The following is a 15,002-nucleotide window of genomic DNA, read 5'->3' on the forward strand; positions in this document are numbered from 1 at the left end:
CATCATGCTTGACGAATCGGCCGGCCGCCCCGGCGGCTTAGAACGCAGGGACCCCGTCGCGGCGGGGATGCAGTGCCCCCACCGCGGAGGTCAACGGCAGGTGCAGGGCGTCGACGATCCCCGGCGCCGCTGCACACACCCACGGGATCGCGTTGACCGCGCGCATCCCGGTGGCCAGCAGCCCATGGTCACTGGCGCTCTCGCCGGACCTCGAGCCATCAAATTTTCCTCTTCTTGTCCGAACTGCCCCGTAGAAAAATAACAGTTGTAATCTTCTTGCGTGGCAGGATCCCGCGAGCGGTCGTTGCCGCTGGATGGCAAGGTCGCCATCGTCACCGGCACCAGCCGTGGCGTCGGGGTCGGCATAGCGCATGAGCTTCTTCGGGCCGGGGCTACCGTCGTCGGGTGCTCGCGATCGCCTCTCGAGGCGCTGCCCGGCGCCGACGCGAATCCCGACTGGCGGCAACGATCGGCCCAGATGGTCTGTGACCAAGGCGATTACCGTGCCATCAACGCGATGGTGCAGCACGTGGCAGACACCTACGGCCGGTTGGACATCCTGGTGAACAATGCCGGCGGCACCGTACCGTCGCCGTCGGTCGACGCGGTTCCTGCGCTGGTGTCCCGCATTCAGGGCGCGCCGGTCAGCGATGACGACTACGAACGCAGCGTGCTCTTTCACGCGTTCGCGGTGCAGATGAATCTGGTCAGCCCGCTGTGGTTCGCGATCCGTGCATATCGGCAGATGAAGACCCAGCAGGGCACGGGTTGCATCATCAACATCTCCAGCGGCGCCGGGCATCCCGCTGGTTCGCCGACCCTGGTGTCCTACGGGGCCGCAAAGGCCGGCCTCAACCATCTGACGCGTTCGCTGGCACAGGAATGGGGCCCTGCGGTTCGGGTCAACTGTGTCGCGCTGGGACCGACCATCACCGAGAACTTCCGCTCGTTCGTGCTGCCCAAGGACGACCCGACCGGTAGCGAGTACTTCGCCAATGTTCCGATGCGCCGCGGCGGCGAACCCGGCGAGGTCGGTCGCACGTGCGTGTTCCTCGCTTCTGGCGCAGCCGATTTCGTCAATGGCACCACAATCGAAATCGACGGCGGCATGCTGCCCGGCGTGCTGTACGACGCGGGTCTGAAAACCATCACCGATCTGTTGTGAAGGACGATAATGACCCGGCGAATCATCCAGTTCTCCACCGGCAACGTCGGTGTACACGCGTTGCGCACCATTATCGAACGTCCAGACTTTGAGCTGGTCGGTGTGCATGCCGCGGACCCGGACAAGGTGGGCCGTGACGCGGCTGAGTTGTGCGGGCTGGACGTGCGTACCGGTGTGATCGCCACCAACGACATCGACTCCCTGGTCGCGCTGGATGCAGATTGCATGGTCTACACGTCGCAGGCCGAGACCCGTCCGATGACGGCGATGGAGGATATAGCCCGCTTCCTCCGGGCCGGCACTAATGTTGTTGGCTCGTCGTTCGTTTGGCTGGTTGCGCCGGACTACACCGACGACTGGCTGCGCGGACCCCTTGAAAAGGCCTGCCAAGAAGGGAATTCCACGCTGTACATCAACGGCATCGATCCCGGTTTTTCCGGCGACACCCTGGTGTACACCGCGCTGAGCCTGGCCGCCCACGCCACTGAAGTGACCGTCCAGGAGATCTGTGACTACGGTAGCTACGACGACGCCGAATTCACCGGCGTCAGTTTCGGTTTCGGCACTGAGCCCGAGCACGAACCCATACTGTTCGCCCCCGGAGTGCTCGCATCGATGTGGGGCCTACAAGTGCGCAGCCTCGCCGCCGATCTCGGGATGGAGCTCGACGAGGTGCGCGAACGCCACGAGAAGTGGGCCACCCCCGAACCGATATCGTGCACGATGATGGACGTCGCGGTGGGCAAGGTCGCCGCGGTGCGCTTCGGTGTCGAGGGGATCCGCGACGGCAAAACCGTGATCACGATTGAACACGTGAACCGGTTGACCGAGGTCGCCGCGCCGGACTGGGCCTACCCACCAGACGGTCGCGCGGGGGTGCACCGCGTTGTCGTCGAGGGCGACCCGGGCATCGAGATCAACACCCATGTCGGCAGATCGGGCACCGACCATAATCAGGCCGGCGTGATCGCCACCGCTGCGCGGCCGCTCAACGCCGTTGAAGCGGTGTGCATGGCGCCCACCGGGATCCTCGCCGCGCACGACCTGCGTCCGCTGGACCACACTCGCGGCGTGATGTGGTGACATAGCGGGCATGGCGACCGGACCACGGCGGCCGCAGGGCGGGAACCAGCTGCGTGCGCACCGCACCAGGCAAGCTGTCATCGATGAGACCGTCCGTTACATCCTCGACGAAGGCTTCGCCGCGCCGAGTGTTCGCCGTATCACCAAGCGGGCCGGCGTCACCTGGGGTGTGGTTCAGTACCACTTCGGTGATCTGGGCGGCCTACTGATGGCGGTGGTCAATGAGGGCTTCGGTCAGCTCATCGATGTCCTCGACGGGCTGCCGGCCAGCACCGCCGGACTGCCACTCGAGCGGCGCACACAAGTCGTCGTGGACGCGGCATGGGAGGCTTTCTCGAGCCCGACGTCGATGGCAGCACTCGAAATCCTGATCTCCACCCGGGCGGTACGCGAGGACACCGTCAACAAGCAGCTCGCGGAGGTGATGCATCAGCTCACCGAATTGGGCGGACGGCTCGGCGAAGGTCTAGACTCGCGCCACGCAATCGAAATCGGCAGTCTGATCTGGGCAACACTGCGCGGACTCGTTGTCGCACAGCTGGTTTCGCCAGTGCCGCTGGACACCTCGAGGGACCGTCGCGCGCTGGCCGACGTACTGGCCGCTTACGTCAGACCCCGGACTTAACAGACTCAACTCTCGCTGTGTTCGGTACCAACACGATCACAGGCTCATACCGATTCGCGCCAGAATCTGGCATGGCGGGGTGCGGGCGCAAATCATGGCACAGGGATTCGTTGCGGATCCGGCTCGCGAAAGGTACGTACGCGTATGACGACAGATGTGCATGGTGGTCGCATCCTCGACACCGCGAAGGGCATTCTCATCGGCCTGCGCCGGTGCCCTTCGGAGGCAGCCTTCCATGAGTTGCTCGGTGCGGCGCAACGTCACAGGATGCCGGTGTTCGCCATGGCCTGGGCGCTGGTGCATCTGGCCAATGGAGCCGAGTACTCCGCGCACACCTCCACCGATGCCCAATCGGCGGCTCGTCACGAATGGGGCGCGCTGTTGGCCGCCCCTGCGCTGGCGGTCGGTTAGGGCGGCGTCCAAGCGATCGGCAGTGTTTTGATGCCGTGAATGAACGGCGACAGCAATCGGGCGGGCTCGTCGGTCGCCACGACGTCGGGTATCTCGCGGTGCAGTTCTTCGAACATCACCCTGATTTCGCGGCGAGCCAGGTTGGCGCCGAGGCAGAAGTGCGCCCCGCCTCCACCGAAACCGACATGCGGATTCGGGTCGCGGCTCACGTCGAATGTCCACGGGTCGGCGAACTTCGACTCGTCGCGGTTGGCCGAGCAGTACCACAGCGTGGCCTTGTCCCCGGCTGTCAGCTTGGTTCCGTTCATCTCGAAATCACGGGTGAGCGTTCGCCGCATGTAGATCACCGGTGAGGCCCATCGCACGATCTCTTCGACCGCCGAGTGCGACAGGGAGTCGAAATCCGACCACCACTGCTGTCGCTGTTCGGGATAGCGGGTCAGCGCGACCAGCCCGTGGCTGATCGCGTTGCGCGTGGTCTCGTTACCGGCCACGGCCAGCAGGATGAAGAACGACCCGACCTCGGCCGAGGTCAGCTGCTCACCGTCGACCTCTGCCTCCACCAGGCTGGTGGTCAGATCGTCGTGGTGATTGACGCGGCGGTCCTCGGCCAACGCGCTGGCGTAGGCACCGATGTCCATCGAAACCTGAACGAACTCATCGAATTCCGTTGTCAGATCGGGGTCGCCGAAGCCGAGGATGACGTTGGTCCAGTGGAATATCTTTTGATGGTCTTCCTCGGGGACGCCCATCATGTCGCAGATGACCTGCAACGGCAGCGGGCCGGCCAGCTCGCTGACTGCCTCGGCCGTTCCGTCGGGATGTTTGGCGACCATATCGGCGACCAGCCGGCGGGCTCGCTCGCGGACCGAAGTCTCGATGCGCGCCACCACCTTTGGGGTGAACGCTCTGCTGACGATGGATCGCAGCCGTTGGTGGCGCGGGTCGTCCAGCACGATCATCGAGCCGAAGTATTCGGAGACTTCCGGTGTCTGGTCGTTGATGGTGATGTTGGGGCTGGAGCTGAAGATCTCGGGGTGCCGGCTGGCGTAGAACACGTCGTCGAGTCCGGTGAGTGCCCAGTGCCCGTCGCCTTTGGCGAAGCCCTCCTGAACGGGCTCCCCCCAGAATGAGATCGGCGCCTCGCGCCGAAGTGTGGCGAACGCCCCGTCGCGCTGATCATCGTCGAGCGCCCAGAAGTCCCATGCGCCGAGATCGATGTCGGCGAGCGCAATGTCGGGCGGTGCCGTGCCGTTCATCCGCGTCGCAATGCCCATGTCGGCCGTCCTCGTCGTTGAGCGGGCTGTAGGCGCGAGCCTAAACCGGTCGCCGCCGATCGGGCTACTACGCTTGGCGTAGTACGTCATACGTACTAAACTCCTGGGCATGGCACGCGGTTCTCGCCCGGCTCGCAAGCTGGGCAGACGGAATGATCCGGGGGTGCTGATCATGACCAGCCTCGCTTCGGGCGCCAAGCACGGGTATGCGCTGGCCCGTGATATCGAGCGGTTCGCCGGCGTAACACTCGGTCCTGGAACCCTGTACGGGGCGATCACGGCACTGGAGGAGCACGGCCTAATCGAACCGGCGGGCCATGACGAAAGACGGCGCCCCTATCGGTTGACCGCCGCCGGACGTGCCGAACTGACCACGGCGGTGCACAGCCTCGGGGCGATCGCCGCTGAGGGTGCTCGTCGGCTCGGGATCGCGTTGCAGCTACCCGACCCGGGTTTTGCGCCATGAATCCGCGCGACGCCCGGCGCGTCCTGCGGTGGTACCCGGCGGCCTGGCGCCGCCGCTACGGCAAGGAGCTGATCGCCATGCTCGACGACACCCACAGTGATGACGAACTTCCGCGGCACGCCCGGATGTCACTGATCCGGTCCGGCTTGATCGAACGACTTCGCTTATTGCGCAAGTACTCTGGCACATACCTCGGGTACAGCATCGCTTGTGCGATGGTTTGGGTCGTCATCTTGACGACGGTGTGGACGCAGGCCGGCGAGGGCGCCCGGCATACTTTTGCGGTGTTCTTCGGCGGCTGGGCAATCGGTTGGCTGTCGGCGAGCATCGCACGCATCGTCTACCCGCCACCGAAACCCCGCAGACCTGCCTGACGCCGGTGTTCGCTGTGCTCAGTGCGAGCAGACAGTACGGGCAGGTGCCCCGCTCGCGGTGGCTTGGCTGACCACGTTGCCATCGATGAGGATCGTGCACGTGATCGAGCCGGGACTCTGCGCGCTGATGACGAACACCTTGTTGCCGAGGATGTCGAACTGGGTCTTCCACGGCAACGGCACGTTCGCCTGCTGTGTTTGGCCGTTGTCCGCCTGATACGAGATGTAGTCGGCGACCGGGGCGCTACCACTCAATTGATAGGTCACCTGGGTCTGCGGAGTCGCATGTGCCGCTCCGCCAAGTCCTATCGTGGCGGGCAACGCGGTCAGGGCCGCAATAAAAATCGACTTGCTGGTCATGATGATCTCCCGCATCATCGTGTCACTCGGGCCCGCGGCGTGCGTCGGTTTTCGGGGTCTTTTCTCCAACAGCAAGTTCCCCTTTTCCCAACAGCAAGTTCCAATGTGCCGCAATTGAACCGATGCCCAAGAATCGTCGTAGCAGGCAGTGAGACGCTGCGCCAACCAGTCGCAAGGGAGCTTGGTCATGACCGATCCACCCGAGCCGCCGGGACGCTGGGGCACAGCGCGTCCGGGGCGGCGCGACGTGCTACGCGGGGCCGCCGCGGTGGGAGCCTTCCTCGCGGCGGACCTAACCGCGTTCCTGACTGCGGACAACTGGATCGGTCGCGCGCGGTTGACGCCGCAGACCTTCCTCGACGGCTTCGCCAGGGTCTTCGGCCCGCAGCCCGGCTTCCGCAAGAACCACGCCAAGGGCGTGCCGGTAGCCGGCTGGTTCGACAGCAACGGCAACGGCAGGGTGCTGTCCAAGGCAGCGGTGTTTGCGCCCGGCCGCACGCCGGCGCTCGGCCGATTCTCGCTGGCCGGCGGCAACCCGCATATCGCTGACACCGCCACCGCGGCGCGCGGGTTCGGGCTGACGTTCGGTTTCCCGGGCAGCCAGCAGTGGCGGATCGCGATGCTGAACCTTCCTGTCTTCCTTGACAATTCGCCACAAGGATTCTACGACCGGCTGATCGCTTCGGCTGTCTTCCCCGGGACGGGCAAGCCCGATCCAGCCGTGATGCGGCGGTTCCTCGCCGCCCATCCGGAAACAGCGCGCGCCATGACGATCGTCAAGCAGCACCCGCCGACACCCGGGTTCGCCGACAGCGTCTACCGCGGACTCAACGCGTTCTACTTCGTCAACGAATCCGGCACGCGGGTACCAGTGCGATGGTCGCTGACCCCGCTGCAGCAAGCGCTGCCTGCATCGTCGGGATCGAACGGGCTGTTCGATGCGCTCGTCCGGCAACTGAAGGCCGGGCCGCTGCGCTGGCGGTTGATACTCACGGTCGGCACAGCCGCGGATACCACCCGCGACGCGACCGTGCCGTGGCCTGCCGATCGCCACACCGTCGACGCCGGCCTGATCACACTCGACTCGGTCGAACCGGAGGGCAAAGGCAATGCCCGCGGCATCAACTTCGATCCGCTGGTGCTGCCGCCCGGCATCGAACCCTCCGACGATCCGCTGCTCAGCGCGCGGTCGGCCGTGTACGCCGCGTCATACCGGCGCCGCACCGGGGAGACCACGCTGTGACCGCGACCGAGCCGGGCCGCTTCACGCGGCTGAGCAGGGTGTTGCATTGGCTGACGGCCGTTTTGGTGTTTGCCGCGCTGTTCATCGGATTCGTCATGGTCAACTCGGTCGGTCGATACGCCGGGCTGGTCGCCATGCACAAGACGCTGGGCGTCGTCATTCTGCTGGTGGTGTTGCTGCGGGTGATCAATCGGCTGACCCATCGTCCGCCGCCGTTGCCGGCAGCCGTCGGCGCGTTGGAACGCAAAGCCGTGCTGTTGTCCGAGCTGTCGCTCTATGCGCTGTTGGTGCTTCAGCCGCTGCTGGGTTGGGCGATGGTCTCGGCCGCCGGTGGACCGGTGGCGGTGTTCGGCGCGCTTCGGCTGCCGCGGATCGCACCATTCGACGCGCAGTTGTTTTGGTTTCTGCGCCAAGCTCATTCGGTTGTCGCCTATGCGCTGATGGCCGCGATCGCCGCGCACATCTCCGCGGTGCTGTTGCACACGCTGACGTTGCGCGACCGGATGCTCGAGCGAATGACTTTTCGGTTTCGAGCGAAGTCTGACCACAGCCGCCTAGGGTGAACCCGGGATCGTCGATCGGAAGGTGGCGCATGGCTAAACGGGTTGTGGTGTGGGGTACCGGCTTCGTCGGCAGAATGGTGATCGCCGAGATCGTCAAACATCCGGAATTCGAACTGGTCGGTGTCGGCGTCAGCAATCCGCAGAAGGTCGGCCGCGACGTCGGCGAGATCTGCGGGCTGTCCGGGCCGATCGGCCTGACCGCCACCGACGACGTCGACGCGCTGATCGCCGTGGCGCCCGACGCGCTGGTGCACTACGGCCCGACGGCGGCGCACGCCGACGCCAACATCGCATTGCTGACCCGATTCCTGCGCGCGGGCATCGACGTCTGCTCGACCGCGATGACGCCCTGGGTGTGGCCGACGATGCATCTCAACCCGCCGAACTGGATCCAGCCGATCACCGAGGCGTGCGAGTTGGGCGAGTCGTCGTGCTTCACCACCGGCATCGACCCCGGTTTCGCCAACGACCTGTTCCCGATGACGTTGATGGGCCTGTGCTCGGAGGTGCGCACGGTCCGGGCATCGGAGCTGCTGGACTACACCAACTACGAGGGCGACTACGAAATCGAGATGGGCATCGGGCGCGAGCCCGAATTTCGGCCGATGCTGGAAAACCGTGATGTGCTGATCTTCGCGTGGGGCGCGACCGTCCCGATGATCGCCCATGCCGCGGGCATCATGCTCGACGAGATCACCACGACGTGGGACAAGTGGGTGACCCCCGACGAGCGCAAGACGGCCAAGGGCATCATCCCGCCGGGACACGTCGCCGCGGTCCGCTTCACCATCAACGGTGTCTACCAAGGCCGAACCCGTATCCAGCTCGAGCACGTCAACCGGATCGGCCTGGACGCGGCCCCGGACTGGCCGGCCGGCACCAAAGACGACGTCTATCGCGTCGACATCGAAGGCACCCCGAGCATCTCGCAGGAGACCGCGTTCCGGTTCACCGACGGATCGGGACGAGACGCGGCCGCGGCCGGTTGCCTGGCCACCGGACTGCGGGCGCTCAACGCGGTTCCGGCCGTCAACGATCTCCCGCCGGGCTGGGTCACGCCGCTGGACCTGCCGCTGATCGCCGGGATCGGCACGATTCGTTGACCTCAGCCGGTGACGATAAATTGGTGGCCGATGCGCGGGATGAGACGAGATGGCTGACGGAGAACGGTCGGCGTTAGGCCTTTCGATAGGGGCGACCAACCTGGCGGCGGTCACCGCCGACCGGGCGGTGACCCGCAAGCCGGTGCTGACGCTGTATCGCCAGCGTCCGCCCGAAGTGGGTGTGCCATTGGAAAACCCGAAGCTCACCGAGCCCGGGCTGGTGATCAGCGATTTCGTCGACCGGGTGGGCGATCCGGCCGGCATCACGGCCGCCGACAACTCGGTCCATCGCAGCGAAACCCTGGTCGCCGACGCGTTGCGGGCATTGGCGTACACCGCCACCGATGGGCGAGCCCTGCCGGAGGCGGTCGCCGTCACCCATCCCGCGCATTGGGATGCGGTCGCGGTGGACTCCGTACGGGTCGCATTGAGTCGGGTGTTGGAGTGGTCGCGTGGTCGATTGGCTCTGCTGCCGGATTCCACCGCGGCATTGTTTGCCCTGCAGGCGAACCCGGGCGTGCCGAGCACTGGAATCGTCGCCGTGTGCGACTTCGGCGGGTCGGGAGCCACGCTCAGCTTGGTCGACGCCGCGAACGGTTACCAGGCCATCGCCCCTGTCGTGCGGCATGAGGAGTTCTCCGGTGGACGGATCGATCAGGCGCTGCTGACCCACGTCATCGGCGATCTTTCGTCAGCGGGTTCGTTCGACACCTCGGCAACGTCGGCGATCGGTTCGCTGAACCAGCTGCGGACCGCCTGCCGATTCGCCAAAGAACGGCTCTCGTCGACGATGGAGACCGAGCTGACCGCCGAGGTGCCCGGCTATCGCGGTGGGATCCGGCTGACCCGAGACGAACTCGAGGACGCGATGCGTCAACCGCTGGACGGCTTCATCAGCTTCATGCACGAAGTACTGCAGCGCAACGGAATCCGCGCGACCGAGCTCGCGGCGATTGCCTCGGTGGGTGGCGGTGCCAGTATCCCGCTGGTCACTCGAACCTTGTCGGAGCAGTCGGGCGCGCTTGTCATCACCGCGCCGCGGCCACACCTGACGGCAGCGGTCGGCGCCGCACTGCGGGCCGCGCGCGGGCCAGCCGACGGCGAGACGGCGATGGCACCGACCGCCGCCGGATCGGCGCTGGACGCGATGACCGTCGCCGACATCCCCGTTGGACCCAGCGCCGCGCCGGCGCTGGCATGGTCGGAAGCAGACGATGAGTCCGGCATCATGCCGATCCGTCCCGGCGAGTACTCCGACGAACCAGGCGGCGCCGCCCCGCTGACCTCGGCACGTCCGCGACCCAGCCGGGAGCTCATCCCCGAACCAGGCATCTCGGGTGCGGCTGCGGACGCCTGGTATCGACGTCCCGTGGTGGTGGCGATCGGCACCGCACTGGCGGTGCTTGCCGTCGGCGCCGGGGTCATGATCACCCTGCGGCACATGTCCGGCAGTCCTCCGAGCACGCCGGCGCCCACTGTGAGCACGACACCTGCGCCGGGAACATCGGCGCCTACGTCGCCCGAGGTCTCCGACACACAGGCGCCCGCCACCAACCCGCCGTCGTCGTCCGAGCCGGATACCAGCACGACCCCGTCGACGACCAGCGAAACGCCAACGCCGACAACCACAACCACGGCGCCGACAACCACAACCCAAGCTCCGACGACCACGACCACCGAGGGTCCGCAGCGGCCGGACCGTCCGCGATTTCCACGGGGACCCGGAGGACGGCTGTTTCCAGAGCCCGGCCGCTAGTTCGCGTCCTCTTGCTGGTCTTCTTGCTGCTTGTCCTTGCCGAACTTCGGATTACCCTCGTCGTCCAACCACTCGTTGATCGCGACGCCGGTGATCGTGTTGTCGGTGCCGGGCATGACCGCCGTCTGCCGGTCTTCGTCGTAGGCCTGTTGCATCCGCTGGACCTGCTCTTGGCCTTCTTCGCTCAGCTCCTGCGCGTCGGAACTCTGCTGGTCGTCGCCGCTAGTTTGGTCTTTTTCGTCCGCGCTCATAACTCTCCATCCGTTGTGCGACCGTTTCTTGGCGCTTTGCCAGGGCTACCCGCTGCCAAGGCGACCAAACGGCGGGGCCGTTGTGCAGTCAGTTCGGTTCGGGGTAGCTGGTCCGAGTGAGTTGTTCGGAGATTTCCCACAGTCGCCGACTGGCGGTGTCGTCTTTGGCCCGCGCGGGCACCTTGGCAGCTGCGACACCGCCGCCGGCTGCCTCGTAGATGCCGCGCGGTCCGTAGTAGGCCCCGCCTTCGGCTTGCGGAGACGTTGCCGCATAGAGGGCGGGAAGAATTCCCTCGTCGATCTCCTGCCACAGAAACGGCGCCAGCCGCCACGAGGTGGTGTAGAGCCGTTCCATCAACGATGGTTTCGTGCGCCCGTGCGACGGACCGCTGATCTGCAGGTTGGTTTTGGTCAAACCCGGGTGGGCGGCGGTCGAGACGATGCCCCATCCGGCAGCGCGGCTGCGGCGATCCAGCTCGCGGGCGAACATCAGTACGGCCAGCTTCGATTGCCCGTACGACTGCATTGCCGAATACGACTTTTCGAATTGCAGATCGCCGAAGTGGATACGGCCGCTTTGGCGAGCCGCGAGGCTGCTCAGCGAGACGACCCGAGCGCGATCCGCGGCGCGCAACAACGGCAGCAGATGCGCTGTCAGTGCGAAGTGCCCGAGATGATTACTGCCGAACTGCAATTCGAATCCATCGGCGGTGACGTCGCGTTTCGGCGGCGTCATCACCCCCGCGTTGTTGATCAGAATGTCGATCGGCCGTCCCTCGGCATTGAGTTGCTCGCCGAGGGCGGCGACGGCGGCCAACGACGACAAGTCGAGAGGTTTGATGGTCAGGCGGGCGTCGGGAACTCCTCCGCGAATCTCGTCGATCGCGGCCTCGCCTTTGGCGCGATTACGGATTGCCATCACAACGTCGGCGCCCGCCGCCGACAGCCGACGTGCCAGTCCGAACCCCAGGCCGCTGTTGGACCCGGTGACAACGGCCAGCTTTCCAGACAAATCGGGCACGGTCGCGACGAGATCGGGGGCCATACCTATCACTCCTTTTCGGGTACGAGCTGTCGTATCAGTCTGCCCTTTAGCCGGTACCGCGTCACCGGCTCTGACACACTGCTCGGATGAGTAGCAGACGGGGCGCGAAGATTTCGCTGGCCGCCGCCGTCGTCGTGATGGTCGGATCGATCATCGGCTTCGTCCTCACCCTTGTGCTCGGCGCCTTCGTCTTCGACAAGTACGACGCCTACGGCGAAGTACCGGTCCCGGGTACGGCCAAGCTGCATCTGCCGGCCGCGCAGGTCACCGTCAACTTCCACACGGTGACCGTTGGCAATTCCTCCGGCGGCGGGCTACCGGTGCCGCGGCTCGGACTGGACATCGACCCGCCTGCCGGCGTTCCCAATCCGAAGATCACCGAAAGTGTCGGCACCTCAACGTCGGTCAACAACGACATTCACCGTCGAGTGTGGGTGGTTGATATCCCGACCGAAGGTGACTACGTGATCACGACCGAAGGCCAGGTCAACGGATTCATCGATCCCCGAATGGCATTCGGCCACGGCAGCGGCAGCTCCTTTGGTCCGTGGGTGGGAATCTCCGCCGGCCTGTTCTTCATCGGGCTGGTCAGCACGATACTGGCATCGGTGCGGCTGACCCGAGCCAACAGGGCGGAGCCGATCGAGTGGCAGGTGGCGACGCCGCCGTCGGTGACGCACCCGGAGGCACCGGTGGAAATTCCATCCGACCAGGGAGTCAAGATCGAGCAGCTCAAAACGCTGGCGGCACTGCGAGATTCCGGGGCGCTGACCGAGAAGGAGTTTCAGGCCGAGAAGCGCAGGGTGCTCGACGGCTGCTAGTGGCTCTTCAGTGCCCCCGGGCGACCCATTCGTCGTAATGCACGATCTCGTCACCGATGCTGGTGGTATCGCCGTGCCCGGTGTAGACCACCGTTTCGGCCGGAAGGGTGCCGAGACGGCCCGAGATCGACTGCAGGATCGTGGGGAAGTCGGAGAACGATCGTCCGGTGGCGCCGGGACCACCGGAGAACAGCGTGTCGCCGCTGAACACGGCGCCCAACTCCGGCGCGTACCAGCAGACCGACCCGGGGGAGTGCCCCGGGGTGTGCAACGCGTGTAGCTCGAGGCCGGCGACACTGAGCGTATCGTCGTCGGATACTGTATGAAATCTCTTGTCCGGGTGTGTCATTCGCCATAGCACGTCGTCGGCGGGATGCAGCAGGACCGGCGCATCGAGTGTTTCACCGAGTTCGGGTGCCACAGTCACATGGTCGTTGTGGCCGTGCGTGCAGACCACGGCGACCACGTTGCGCCCGCCGACAGCGTCCACGATCGGCGCCGCGGTATGCGCGGCGTCGAACACCACGACGTCGGAATCATCGCCAACCAGCCAGATGTTGTTGTCGACTTCCCAACTGCCGCCGTCGAGTTCGAAAGTGCCGTGGGTGACGACGCGGTCGATGTTGCCCATCACAGCATCACCACCGAGCGCAGCACCTTACCGTCGTGCATTTTGTGAAACGCCTCCTCGACGTCGCCCAGGCCGATGCGTTCGGAGACGAACTTCTCCAGCGGCAGGCGCCCCTGCAGGTAGAGATCGATCAGGGTGGGGAAGTCGCGCTCGGGCAGGCAGTCGCCGTACCAGGACGACTTCAGCGATCCTCCGTGCGAGAAGAAGTCGATGAGCGGCATCTCCAGGCTCATGTCGGGTGTTGGAACACCCACCAGCACAACGGTTCCCGCGAGATCGCGAGCATAGAACGCCTGCTTCCAGGTTTCCGGGCGCCCCACCGCGTCGATGACCACGTTGGCGCCGAAGCCGTCGGTGAGGTCCTGGATGGTCTTGACGACATCGAGATCGCGGGCGTTGACGGTGTGGGTGGCGCCGAATTTGCGGGCCCAGTCGAGTTTGGTGTTGTCCGTGTCGATCGCGATGATCCGCCTGGCCCCGACCAGCGCCGCCCCCGCGATCGCCGCGTCGCCGACGCCGCCGCAACCGATCACCGCGACGGTGTCGTCGCGGGTGACCGCGCCGGTGTTGATCGCCGCCCCCAGGCCGGCCATCACCCCGCAACCCAGCAGGCCGGCGACCGCCGGGTCGGCATCGGGGTTGACCTTGGTGCACTGGCCGGCAGCCACCAGCGTCTTGTCGGCGAACGCGCCGATGCCCAGCGCGGGGGAGAGCGGCGTGCCGTCGGCGAGCGTCATCTTCTGGGTGGCGTTGTGGGTGGCGAAGCAGTACCAGGGTCGGCCCCGCCGGCAGGCCCGGCACTCACCGCACACGGCCCGCCAATTGAGGACGACGAAGTCGCCCGGCGCCAGGTCTCCTACGTCCGAGCCCACCGCCTCGACGACGCCCGCCGCCTCGTGGCCCAAGAGGAAGGGGAACTCGTCGTTGATCCCGCCCTCCCGGTAGTGGAGGTCGGTGTGGCACACGCCGCAGGCCTTGACCGCGACGACCGCCTCGCCCGGCCCGGGGTCGGGCACGATGATGGTCTCGACGGTGACGGGCGCACCCTTCGCCATCGCCACGACCCCGCGCACCTCTTGTCCCATGGCGTGACTCCTCCCCGTCGGCGAGCCCACATGATGCCTGATCACCGGGCTGGCGATGTCGTGGCTCCTCAGCCTGCCGCGCCGCCGCCCGGCGGCGCCATTTCACGCCGGCTCACGCGCCGTCGCTGTCCGCCGCGTACCCGCGGGCCGCCCGGGTGAGGAGGTAGGGGATCGTGAGGTGGTGGATCGGGCGGGCCAGGGCCCACAACGGACGGGCCGCTGCGCTCGAGTAGTGGACGAGCGTGACCCAGGTGACCCCCGCTGCCTCGACGGTGACGATGTTGGAGGCGTGCAGGAACCGCGACTCCGCCGTCAACGCGATGCTCCCCGTGACCAGGTCGCCGTCGGCGATCGCCCAGCCCAGCACGTGGTCGGCTGATCCGAGAGGGCCGAGCCGCAGCCCGAGGACGTGGGCCCAGCCGAACACGATGCAACGGCGCAGCAAAGCCGGCGCGTCTTCGAAGACGGCTCTGGCCCACTCGAGTGGGCTGCGCGTGCCGGCGTCCTCCACCCGCAGAGCAAAGGCGCTGGAGTAGTTGGCCGTGCTGTGGGCGAAGGTCGCCGCAATCTGAGGGGCGACCTCGACACGGTGCGCCCGGCTCGGCCTCACGGGCGAGAGCCTACGAGTCGGTCGAAGCGGCCCGTTCCGCACGCCGGACGAGGTCCATCACCGGAGCGAACCCGTCGATGTCCCGCACGGTGAAGTAGTTGATGCCCCAGCGCTCTCGGCAGGCGAGGAGATG

19 protein-coding genes are annotated in these 15,002 nt (G+C 66.1%); 11 read left to right on the top strand and 8 right to left on the bottom strand.

Features of this window, described 5'->3' with window-relative positions; translation table 11 throughout:
- Positions 1 to 37: 37 nt before the first annotated feature.
- Positions 38 to 166 carry a hypothetical protein gene (locus VGG53_RS13055; protein ID WP_331518497.1) on the bottom strand — a complete coding sequence of 43 codons (129 nt, stop codon included), beginning with the start codon at positions 164 to 166 and terminating at the stop codon, positions 38 to 40.
- A gap of 114 nt (positions 167 to 280) precedes the next feature.
- Between VGG53_RS13055 and VGG53_RS13060 the strand changes: the two genes are divergently transcribed.
- The 4 genes from VGG53_RS13060 to VGG53_RS13075 all read left to right on the top strand — a co-directional run bounded on the left by VGG53_RS13060 (position 281) and on the right by VGG53_RS13075 (position 3,284).
- Positions 281 to 1,165, top strand: coding sequence for an SDR family NAD(P)-dependent oxidoreductase (locus VGG53_RS13060; RefSeq protein ID WP_331518479.1), 885 nt, complete (start codon positions 281 to 283; stop codon positions 1,163 to 1,165).
- Positions 1,166 to 1,174: 9 nt separating this feature from the next.
- Entirely contained in the window at positions 1,175 to 2,248 is a 1,074-nt protein-coding gene (locus tag VGG53_RS13065; RefSeq protein ID WP_331518480.1) for a dihydrodipicolinate reductase, read from the top strand.
- Between the two features lie 10 nt (positions 2,249 to 2,258).
- The gene (locus VGG53_RS13070) at positions 2,259 to 2,873 is read left to right on the top strand and encodes a TetR/AcrR family transcriptional regulator (protein WP_331518481.1); all 615 of its coding nucleotides are present in this window, start codon (positions 2,259 to 2,261) and stop codon (positions 2,871 to 2,873) included.
- A gap of 144 nt (positions 2,874 to 3,017) precedes the next feature.
- Positions 3,018 to 3,284, top strand: coding sequence for an ANTAR domain-containing protein (locus VGG53_RS13075; protein ID WP_331518482.1), 267 nt, complete (start codon positions 3,018 to 3,020; stop codon positions 3,282 to 3,284).
- Here VGG53_RS13075 and VGG53_RS13080 read toward each other — a convergent pair.
- A complete protein-coding gene (locus VGG53_RS13080; protein WP_331518483.1) occupies positions 3,281 to 4,561 on the bottom strand; it encodes a cytochrome P450 in 1,281 nt (426 codons plus the stop codon). The two genes, VGG53_RS13075 and VGG53_RS13080, sit on opposite strands and share 4 nt — an antisense overlap.
- A 109-nt stretch (positions 4,562 to 4,670) precedes the next feature.
- On the opposite strand from VGG53_RS13080, the gene VGG53_RS13085 reads away from it, so the two are divergent.
- The gene (locus VGG53_RS13085; protein ID WP_331518484.1) at positions 4,671 to 5,027 is read left to right on the top strand and encodes a PadR family transcriptional regulator; all 357 of its coding nucleotides are present in this window, start codon (positions 4,671 to 4,673) and stop codon (positions 5,025 to 5,027) included.
- Positions 5,024 to 5,401 carry a hypothetical protein gene (locus VGG53_RS13090; RefSeq protein ID WP_331518485.1) on the top strand — a complete coding sequence of 126 codons (378 nt, stop codon included), beginning with the start codon at positions 5,024 to 5,026 and terminating at the stop codon, positions 5,399 to 5,401. Before VGG53_RS13085 ends, VGG53_RS13090 begins: the two co-directional genes overlap by 4 nt.
- An 18-nt stretch (positions 5,402 to 5,419) precedes the next feature.
- Here the strand turns inward: VGG53_RS13090 and VGG53_RS13095 are convergent, their stop codons facing one another.
- Positions 5,420 to 5,761 (bottom strand): MmpS family transport accessory protein, encoded by a 342-nt coding sequence (locus VGG53_RS13095; RefSeq protein ID WP_331518486.1) that lies wholly within the window; start codon positions 5,759 to 5,761, stop codon positions 5,420 to 5,422.
- Positions 5,762 to 5,948: 187 nt separating this feature from the next.
- On the opposite strand from VGG53_RS13095, the gene VGG53_RS13100 reads away from it, so the two are divergent.
- From VGG53_RS13100 to VGG53_RS13115, 4 genes are read left to right on the top strand one after another with little or no spacing between them, the layout of a single operon-like run.
- Positions 5,949 to 7,004: a catalase family peroxidase gene (locus tag VGG53_RS13100; RefSeq protein WP_331518487.1), complete on the top strand. Its 1,056-nt coding sequence runs from the start codon at positions 5,949 to 5,951 to the stop codon at positions 7,002 to 7,004.
- Positions 7,001 to 7,567, top strand: a complete 567-nt coding sequence (locus tag VGG53_RS13105) for a cytochrome b (protein ID WP_331518488.1) — start codon at positions 7,001 to 7,003, stop codon at positions 7,565 to 7,567. Before VGG53_RS13100 ends, VGG53_RS13105 begins: the two co-directional genes overlap by 4 nt.
- A 29-nt stretch (positions 7,568 to 7,596) precedes the next feature.
- Positions 7,597 to 8,670, top strand: a complete 1,074-nt coding sequence (locus VGG53_RS13110) for a dihydrodipicolinate reductase (protein ID WP_331518489.1) — start codon at positions 7,597 to 7,599, stop codon at positions 8,668 to 8,670.
- Between the two features lie 49 nt (positions 8,671 to 8,719).
- Positions 8,720 to 10,426: an Hsp70 family protein gene (locus VGG53_RS13115; RefSeq protein ID WP_331518490.1), complete on the top strand. Its 1,707-nt coding sequence runs from the start codon at positions 8,720 to 8,722 to the stop codon at positions 10,424 to 10,426.
- Here the strand turns inward: VGG53_RS13115 and VGG53_RS13120 are convergent.
- Positions 10,423 to 10,677 (bottom strand): hypothetical protein, encoded by a 255-nt coding sequence (locus VGG53_RS13120; RefSeq protein ID WP_331518491.1) that lies wholly within the window; start codon positions 10,675 to 10,677, stop codon positions 10,423 to 10,425. The two genes, VGG53_RS13115 and VGG53_RS13120, sit on opposite strands and share 4 nt — an antisense overlap.
- 88 nt (positions 10,678 to 10,765) lie before the next feature.
- Positions 10,766 to 11,722, bottom strand: a complete 957-nt coding sequence (locus tag VGG53_RS13125; protein WP_331518492.1) for an SDR family oxidoreductase — start codon at positions 11,720 to 11,722, stop codon at positions 10,766 to 10,768.
- Positions 11,723 to 11,808: 86 nt separating this feature from the next.
- On the opposite strand from VGG53_RS13125, the gene VGG53_RS13130 reads away from it, so the two are divergent.
- On the top strand, positions 11,809 to 12,543 hold the full coding sequence (locus VGG53_RS13130) for an SHOCT domain-containing protein (RefSeq protein WP_331518493.1): 735 nt from the start codon (positions 11,809 to 11,811) through the stop codon (positions 12,541 to 12,543).
- A 7-nt stretch (positions 12,544 to 12,550) separates the two neighbouring features.
- Here the strand turns inward: VGG53_RS13130 and VGG53_RS13135 are convergent, their stop codons facing one another.
- The 3 genes from VGG53_RS13135 to VGG53_RS13145 form a co-directional block, all read right to left on the bottom strand.
- Positions 12,551 to 13,174 carry an MBL fold metallo-hydrolase gene (locus tag VGG53_RS13135; protein WP_331518494.1) on the bottom strand — a complete coding sequence of 208 codons (624 nt, stop codon included), beginning with the start codon at positions 13,172 to 13,174 and terminating at the stop codon, positions 12,551 to 12,553.
- On the bottom strand, positions 13,174 to 14,259 hold the full coding sequence (locus VGG53_RS13140) for an S-(hydroxymethyl)mycothiol dehydrogenase (RefSeq protein WP_331518495.1): 1,086 nt from the start codon (positions 14,257 to 14,259) through the stop codon (positions 13,174 to 13,176). Before VGG53_RS13140 ends, VGG53_RS13135 begins: the two co-directional genes overlap by 1 nt.
- Before the next feature lie 112 nt (positions 14,260 to 14,371).
- Positions 14,372 to 14,869, bottom strand: coding sequence for a DUF2867 domain-containing protein (locus VGG53_RS13145; protein WP_331518496.1), 498 nt, complete (start codon positions 14,867 to 14,869; stop codon positions 14,372 to 14,374).
- Between the last annotated feature and the right edge of the window lie 133 nt (positions 14,870 to 15,002).

This window comes from Mycobacterium sp. (assembly GCF_036490025.1).
Lineage (GTDB): Bacteria > Actinomycetota > Actinomycetes > Mycobacteriales > Mycobacteriaceae > Mycobacterium.